The 407-nt window shown below is 49.1% G+C and carries 1 protein-coding gene; it reads right to left on the bottom strand.

The genetic code is table 11. The annotated features are described in order from the left end of the window. The coding region (locus tag RTW80_RS27530; protein WP_312721263.1) for a TonB-dependent receptor domain-containing protein at positions 1-407 on the bottom strand (407 nt) is incomplete at both ends.

Here is a 407-nt window from a genome sequence, read left to right as displayed (position 1 = left end):
CTCTTTACCTGACAGACCGCCAGTATCTTCACTACGAGTTTCCGAATGAGTACGCGGTTTTTGTCTGCCATATAACGTCCAGTTGACGCTGGCAGAAAACGCCTGGGTGATGGTCCAGTTAAGCGAGTTATTGATAGTATATTTCGGGATGACCGACAGAGGATTACCGGTGTCTTTTTGCTCCGAAGTGATCATCCATGTGGCATTGGTATTCCAGTTCAGACGATCTTTCACCAGTGGGAAAGACATACTGGCTTCGATACCGTCCACCAGAGCTTTCCCGCCATTCTGCCACTTGAGGATATATGCGCCTGAAGCGGTTTGCCCGATAACGTTATCCCCGGCCACGATCTTATTCTGGTAATCATTGCGGAAGTAGGTCACACTTGCGTGGTAATCTTCCCAGG

The sequence above is a fragment of the Escherichia sp. AM3 genome, assembly GCF_032029835.1.
GTDB lineage: Bacteria > Pseudomonadota > Gammaproteobacteria > Enterobacterales > Enterobacteriaceae > Escherichia > Escherichia coli.
The sequence above is the reverse complement of the archived record's forward strand: the minus strand, read 5'-3'. Positions and strand labels throughout refer to the sequence as shown.